The sequence below is a fragment of the Streptomyces sp. URMC 129 genome (genome assembly GCF_051386415.1).
Lineage (GTDB): Bacteria > Actinomycetota > Actinomycetes > Streptomycetales > Streptomycetaceae > Streptomyces.
Window position 1 is genome coordinate 1 of sequence record NZ_JBPQTQ010000200.1, and the last position, 6,933, is coordinate 6,933.

General features: G+C 75.1%; 7 protein-coding genes. 5 read left to right on the top strand and 2 right to left on the bottom strand.

All coding sequences use genetic code 11. The features are described 5' to 3' along the window. Nucleotides 1-12: 12 nt before the first annotated feature. Nucleotides 13-2,235, bottom strand: coding sequence for a pyridoxal phosphate-dependent decarboxylase family protein (locus ACSNOC_RS26400; RefSeq protein WP_436750087.1), 2,223 nt, complete (start codon nucleotides 2,233-2,235; stop codon nucleotides 13-15). Nucleotides 2,236-2,434: 199 nt separating this feature from the next. Between ACSNOC_RS26400 and ACSNOC_RS26405 the strand changes: the two genes are divergently transcribed. Continuing rightward, the gene (locus ACSNOC_RS26405; RefSeq protein WP_436750088.1) at nucleotides 2,435-3,808 is read left to right on the top strand and encodes a pyridoxal phosphate-dependent aminotransferase; all 1,374 of its coding nucleotides are present in this window, start codon (nucleotides 2,435-2,437) and stop codon (nucleotides 3,806-3,808) included. A 62-nt stretch (nucleotides 3,809-3,870) separates the two neighbouring features. After that, the gene (locus ACSNOC_RS26410) at nucleotides 3,871-4,254 is read left to right on the top strand and encodes an ArsR/SmtB family transcription factor (protein WP_436750089.1); all 384 of its coding nucleotides are present in this window, start codon (nucleotides 3,871-3,873) and stop codon (nucleotides 4,252-4,254) included. A 4-nt stretch (nucleotides 4,255-4,258) separates the two neighbouring features. On the opposite strand, the gene ACSNOC_RS26415 is transcribed toward ACSNOC_RS26410, so the two are convergent. Then, nucleotides 4,259-5,110: a pentapeptide repeat-containing protein gene (locus ACSNOC_RS26415; RefSeq protein WP_436750090.1), complete on the bottom strand. Its 852-nt coding sequence runs from the start codon at nucleotides 5,108-5,110 to the stop codon at nucleotides 4,259-4,261. Nucleotides 5,111-5,173: 63 nt separating this feature from the next. Here ACSNOC_RS26415 and ACSNOC_RS26420 point away from each other — a divergent pair, with 63 nt between their 5' ends. From ACSNOC_RS26420 to ACSNOC_RS26430, 3 genes are all read left to right on the top strand, one after another. Next, entirely contained in the window at nucleotides 5,174-5,812 is a 639-nt protein-coding gene (locus ACSNOC_RS26420; protein ID WP_436750091.1) for a class I SAM-dependent methyltransferase, read from the top strand. A 32-nt stretch (nucleotides 5,813-5,844) separates the two neighbouring features. Then, entirely contained in the window at nucleotides 5,845-6,276 is a 432-nt protein-coding gene (locus tag ACSNOC_RS26425) for a MerR family transcriptional regulator (RefSeq protein ID WP_436750092.1), read from the top strand. Nucleotides 6,277-6,530: 254 nt separating this feature from the next. Next, nucleotides 6,531-6,731, top strand: a complete 201-nt coding sequence (locus ACSNOC_RS26430) for a hypothetical protein (RefSeq protein WP_436750093.1) — start codon at nucleotides 6,531-6,533, stop codon at nucleotides 6,729-6,731. The last annotated feature ends 202 nt before the right edge of the window (nucleotides 6,732-6,933 follow it).

Consider the following 6,933-nt stretch of genomic DNA (forward strand, 5'->3'; position numbering starts at 1 on the left):
GGGGCGGGGCGGTCAGGCGGCGGGGTCCGCGCGGCGGGCCAGGACGTGGCCGATCGCGGCTCTGGCCGTCGCGTCGAGGATCCTGATCAGTTCCGGCGTGAAGTCGCCCGCGGCCGTGTCGCTCATCCAGGGGTTCATGGTGGTGGAGATCAGGTACCGCAGGGCGGGCAGGCCGCCGGGCGCGGTGGCGCCGGGGACGTCGAGGCCCATCCGGCGGGCGAGGCCGCGCACGAACTCGTCGCCGTACACGGCCGGGTCGAAGACCGAGCCCATGAGGATCATCGGCGGCATGCCGGGCGCGAACGGCGGCGCCGCCCGGTCCCCCGCCGCCCCGGCCGGCTCCCGGGCGGGGACGATGCTGAGCCGGTCGTGGATCTCCTGGTTGACCGCGTTGGCCAGCGCGACGTCCCGGTTGAGGCGGCCGTCGACGTACGGGTTGAAGGCGTAGCCGATGACGATCTGGTCGGAGCCGAGTTCGGCGAAGAGCCGCATCGCCTCCTCGTCGGCGACCAGTTCCCTGTTGCTCCGCCGGACGACGCGGTCCCGGATGAAGTCGAGCTGGGCCCGCAGGTCGCCGCCGTTCTTCTCGGCGGGCAGCCACTGGACGGGCACCACCTCGTAGGCGGGCGCCGGGGCGGGACCGGCCGCCGGCGCCGCGGGGCGGTTCATGGTGACGATCCCCGCGTACAGCCGCTTGCTGTTGAACAGCGACTGGCCGAGGATGCGGCCGTAGCCGGTCCTGTCGCCGCGGATGACGCGGTGGCTGAGGTAGACGCCGGCCGCCGCCGCGCCCGGCTTGGAGCCCTCGACGCCGTGGCGGCCGACGCTGATGTCCGACGGGCCGCGGAAGACGTACGACGCCTCGGAGGCGACCATGTCCCGCTGCTTCTCGTTGCGGTAGCACAGGCCGCCGGCCGGATAGGGGACGTACCCGGCCTTGTGGGGATCGACGGTGATCGAGTCGGCCCCGGGCAGCGCGTCGTACTGGCGGTTGACGTACGCGCTCATCATCAGGCCGGGGGTCATGGTGGCCCGCAGGTACGGGTCGCCGGGCAGCGGGCCGCGGTCGCGGCGCAGGGCGGCGAAGTAGCCGCCCCACGCGGCGTCGACGTGCACGGGGTAGCAGAAGCCGTTCCGCGCGTGCGCGTCGCGCAGGTCCAGCGTGGCGGCCAGCGGGTCGACGGCGCTCAGCTCGGTGCTGCCGAGGACCACGACGTCCATGACGACCGGGCGCCGCTCCTTCCGGCACCGGCGCAGCAGCTCCTCGCGGTGGCCGAGCCTGGCCCTGGCGTCCCGGTCCACCTGGACGGTGAGGATGTTGTCCTGGCCGATGCCGAGGATGGACGCCGCCTTGGGCCACGAGTAGTGCGTCGTGGAGGGCGCGAGGACGGCCGGGGGGCCGAGCGGCTGGTCGAGCAGGTCGCGGTGGAACCGCTCGTACCCCAGCTCCTGGATCGTGTAGCCGGTGATCCGGGCGAGGTCGCGCTCGTCGATCCGGTACGTGTCCCGCAGGGTGGCGGGGAGGGCCAGCACCGCGTCCATCGGCAGGTTGACCAGCGCCCAGTCGGTGAGCCCGAGCAGGCGGTGCCGCCGGCCCGTGCCGTCGGTGACCACGATGTCCCGGGCCCTGGCCAGGGCGCTCTCGTGGGCGACGGCCCGGGCGAGCGCGATCGGGTAGTACGTCAGGTTCCGCGCGGCCCACAGGGCTTCCAGGTTGGCCACGGTCCCGTCGCAGACGATGTGGCCCGAGGGGCGCGGCGCTCCGGGGGCGGGCGGCAGGGGGTAGCCCAGCAGGCGGCACAGGTCGTCGCCGACGGCGATCTCCAGCAGGGTGGTCACCGGGGAGCCCTCGGCGGCCACGTTGTTCTGGTTGCAGAGCATGGCCGCGAAGTAGCCGGCGAGGCCGGGGATGGTCAGCTCCGCGTTCATGTGCCCCTGGTGGCGGTAGCTGAACTGGGGGACGGAGCCCCGCAGGTGGTCCAGGAGCCGGCCGAACTCGTACCGCATCCGTTTGACGCTCTGCTCGTAGGCGTCCGACCGCTTCATCTCGTCGGTGACGTGGACCGGGTCGTCGGGGTAGATCTCGCGCCGCAGGGCACCGTGGGCGCGCACGGCTTCGCGGATCATGTCCTCGAACAGCGCGACGTTCTCGCCCTTGGGGCCCATGAACCAGGCGGCGAGTTCGGTCGTGCCCTCCGCCCGGTCGAGGTCGAGGTCCGGCAGCGGTCGTTCCATGGCGTCGTCACTCCGGACGGGTGGGGGTCGTTGCTCGGGGCGTGTCCGTGCTCCGTGCCGCGCGACCATGGTGGGCACGTCCGGGGGGCGGGCGCGCCCCGGACGTGTCGCGCGGGTGAGGGCCGCGTCCGCGGGTGCGGCGGGCGGGGCCCGGTGCGATCCTGGTGCGCGGCTCGGGGATTCCGCTGTGGGAGGCGCCATGCCCGAGCCCGGACCGACCGATCCCGTGACCGCCCCGCCCGTCGCCGCCCCGGCGATCGCCGACGCGGAACAGCGGGCCGCCGCGTACCACGAAGGCGCGCCGGACGACCTGCTCAACCTGGCGACGGCGGTGAACGTGCTGCTGTACGAGCCGCTGCGGGACGCGGTGTTCGCGCGGGCGCGCGTCGAGCGCGACGACCTGCGGTACGCGACGCCGCCGTACGGGCCGGAGCCGGTGCGGCGCGGGGTGGCCCGGCTGCTGAACCGGGTGACGGGCGGGCGGGTCTTCTGGCAGGACGTGTTCGCGGCAACCGGGGTGTCGGGGGCGCTGGAGTGCCTGGCGTTCGCGCTGCGGGACGCCGGGGCGCTGCGGCCCGGGGACCGGGTGCTGGTGCCCGCGCCGTCCTGGCAGGGCTTCCCCTGGTGCTTCGGCCAGCGGCCCGGCCTGCACTGCGTGCCCGTGCCGCTGACCGGCTTCGAGCTCAACCTCGCGGACGTCCGGCGCGCCTACCACGCCCAGCCGCCGCGCCCCCGGCTGCTGGTGCTCACCAACCCCGCGAACCCGCTGGGGGTCAACCACCCGCGGACGACGCTGGAGGAGATCGTGCGCTGGGCGGTGGAGGAGACCGACATGCACGTGATCTCGGACGAGATCTACACCTTCTCGCAGGTGGACGGCGCCTCCCCCGCATTCACCAGCGTGCTGTCGCTGGACGCGTACCCGTGGCACACCGACCGGATCCACCTGGTGTGGGGACTGGCCAAGGACTTCGGGCTGACCGGGTTCCGGATCGGGTTCGTCGTCTCACGGGCGGCGGCGGTGCGCCGGGCCATGACGGGCGGCACCGGGCGGGCCCCGATGGCGTGGTTCGGCCCGCTGGACTCGCTGAAGGCCGCCTACGCCGGCCTGCTGTTCGACGAGCGGACGGGCACCGGTGAGCAGTGGCTCCCGGTCCGCCTGATGGAGCAGTACCGGGAGCTGCTCACCGGCCAGTACCGGGCGGTGAGCGCGGAGCTGGGGAAGCATCCGGTGCCCTGGGTGGGCCGGGGCACGCACCGCAACCCGGCCCAGTTCCTCCTGCTCGACCTGCGCCGGTACCTCGACCGGGTGCCGTGCCGCGCCGGGGGCGCTCCTCCCCCGCTCTATCCGGAGATCGACCCGGGCGAGGAACGGCTGCGCCGGTACGTCGAGGACCGGGCCCGGGTGCTGCTGCTGCCCGGGCAGATGCTGTCCTGCCCGGAGCCGGGGTACTTCCGGCTGTGCTTCACCGCCTACGGCCGGGAGACGATGGTGCGGGCGGCGCGGGCCATCGGCGAGGCGGTCCGGGAGCTGGACCGGCCGCCGCTGTCACCGCCGCCCGGCTGCTGCTGATCCGGCGGGTGCCGGTGCGGTCCGGGCTTGTCATCGGCATCGACGGGGCTCAACATAGACATATGTCGAAGTCGAATCCGAAGACGGTGGAGCTGCCCCTGGTTCCGGCCGGCGGCGCGGACGAGGTGGTGCCCTGCTGCCCGCCGCTGACGGCCGGGGAGCTGTCGCCGGCGGACGCGGAGCGGATGGCGGCGATGTTCAAGGCGCTGTCCGACCCGGTGCGGCTGCGCCTGTTCTCGCGCATCGCCTCGCACGCCGGGGGCGAGGCGTGCGTGTGCGACATCGCGGACGTGGGCGTCTCGCAGCCCACGGTCAGCCACCACCTGAAGAAGCTGCGCGAGGCCGGTCTGCTGACGTCCGAGCGGCGCGGCACCTGGGTCTACTACCGGGTCGCGCCCTCCGTCGTGGCGGCGATGTCGGCGATGCTCGACCTGCGCGGCGTCTGACCGGCTACCAGTGCGCCGGGCGGGCGAGGGCCCGCGGGAGCCTCGTCGTCCGGTCGCCGCGGGCGGCGTCGATCTGCGGCTGGGTGAGGAAGATGCCGCCGGTGAGGTCGGCGCCGCGCAGGTCCGCGTCGCGCAGATCGGCGCCGATCAGGTCGGCGGAGCGCAGGTCGGCGTTCCTGAGGTCGGCCGCGACGAGGAGGGCGCCGCGCAGGTTGGCGCCCCGCAGGCGCGCGCCGTTGAGCCGGGCGCCGATCAGGTCGGCTCCCCGGTGGTTCCGCTTGCGGCCCGGCACCCGGTCCCGTACCAGCTCGCTGGCGCGCAGCAGCAGGGCGTTGACGTCGTGCCGGACGGCCGCCACGTCCAGGGCGGCCAGCGCCTCGGCGTCGCCGTGGGTGAGGCGCTCGGTGTCCCGCAGCGCGCGGCGCAGGTCGGCGCGGAGCGGGCGGGCCGGGGGCAGGGCGAGGGCCTCGGTCAGGTACCACAGCAGCTCGTGCAGCCCGCGCATCACCGGGAAGACGTCGAACATCAGGCGCGCCGAGGCCGGGTCCCGCCGCCAGTCCCGGCCGCCGAAGGTGACCCGGGAGACCTTCTGGCCCGCGCCGAAGCAGTCGAAGACGGTGCAGCCCGTGAAGCCCTGCCCGCGCAGGCGCGGGTGGATGCCGCAGCGGAAGTCGGCGCGCAGGTTGGCGCACGGCTGCCCGGCGGCCTTGTCGACGGCGAAGTCGGACGAGGCGGCGAAGGGCAGCGCGACGCAGCACAGCGCGAAGCAGCTCGCGCAGTCGGCGCGCAGCTCCGGGGAAGCCTGGGTGGTCACGGGAGCCCATTCTGCCCCGGCCGGGCGAGCACTTGACTTCATGTTCACGTGAAGTCGCACAGTGGTGGTCGTCAGCTCATGACATCGCCCCCGAGGGAGGACCCCATGTCCGCAATGTCCCGGCCTTCGCCCGCCGGACGGCCGCGCCTCACGGCGCACCGCCACAGCCACCGCGGCTTCGACCGGCGCCGCAGCGAGTCCTACGACCGGACGGCCCGGTGGGCCCTGGGCGGCCTGTACCGGCGGGTGGCGGCCGACGTGGCCGCCGACGCCCCGGCCGGGGCGTCGGTGCTCGACGTGGGCACCGGCCCCGGCCGCCTGCTGCACGAACTGGCCGGTCTGCGCGCCGACCTGGCGCTCACCGGGATCGACGTCTCGCCCGGCATGGTCGAGGTCGGCCGGCGGGCGGCGCGCGACCGGGGGCTGGGCGACCGGGTGGACCTGCGGGTGGGCGACGTGGCGGCGCTGCCGTTCCCGGACGGGAGCGTGGACGTCGTGGTGTCGACCCTGAGCATGCACCACTGGCCGGACCTGGGTGCCGCGGCGGGTGAACTGGCGCGGGTGCTGCGGCCGGGCGGGCAGTTCCTGATCTACGACTTCCGGTTCGCCCCGGTCGGCCGGGCGCTGGACGCGCTGCGCGCCCAGCCGGCGTTCGCGCACGGCCGCGCGGTGCGCGAGCCGGTGCGGCGGCGCTTCACCGTCCTCCCCCTCTACACCTGCCTGCGGGGGTGGACCGCGGCTTGACGGTGACCCGCCGGTCCACCTCAATGGGCGGCATGACGCCGCAGACCGCAGCCGGGGACCGGCACGAGATGACCATCGGGGAGCTGGCCGCCCGCTTCGGCCTGGCCACCCACGTGCTGCGGCACTGGGAGGCGGTCGGGCTGCTGACCCCGGCCCGCCGGGTCAGCGGGCGCCGCCGCTACGGCCCCCGGCAGCTGGCGGACGTCGCGATGATCCTGCTGGGCAAGGAGAGCGGCCTCACGCTGGAACAGCTCCGGCTGCTGGCCGGCGAGGTCGCCCGCGACGAACGCCGCGCCCTGCTGGAGGAGCACCGGACCCGCCTCCGGGAACGGATCGCGGCGGCCGAGGCGTCGCTGGCGATCGTGACGCACGCGCTGGAGTGCGAGGCCGAGGACTACCGCCGCTGCCCCGACTTCCTGGCCAAGGTCGCCGCCTGCATCCCGCCGGAGCCCACCCCGCCCTGAGCCCACCCCGGCGCGGCGGGGTGTCCGTGGGCAGGTGGTGGTCGCCGGGCAGGGAGGTGGGACGGCCGTCGCCGGTGGGGGCGCGCACCGCCATGGCCGCACGCGCCCGCCGGACCGGCGGCTCGGTGGAAGCGGGCCCTCCGCGTTCTCCCGGGCGTCGGCGCCCGCTCCGCCCCCATCGGGCAGGACGCGACGCCGTGCCGGACGATCCCCCGCTCTCCCGGCCGGTGAGCGGCTGGTAAGAGAATGCGTCCATGACTCATCCTCTGCGTCAGGTCATCGGGATACTGGTCGTGCTGGCCGGGATCGGGTTCGCCGCATGGCTGGTCTTCGCCGCGCCGGACGACTGGGACGGCGCCATGGACGTGGTGCGGATCGCGCTCGGGTCGGCGGCGCTCGGAATCGTCGGCCTCGGGGCTCGGCTCGTCTTCCCGGACGAGGCCGGTTCTCGGTAGGAGCACGGCGCGCCGCCCTGACGCCCGGCTTCGGTCCGGCCGGGGTCGGCCCGCGCCGGAGATCCCCGCGGCGATGGCGCGGGCTTCCCGTGCGCGCGGACGGGTGGCCCGGTCGGGGGTGACGGCCGCGGACGGCACGGCCGCGAAGGCTAGGTCCCGCCGTGGCGCGAGCCGTCGTGGGACACCGGGCGGGGGCGGGGGC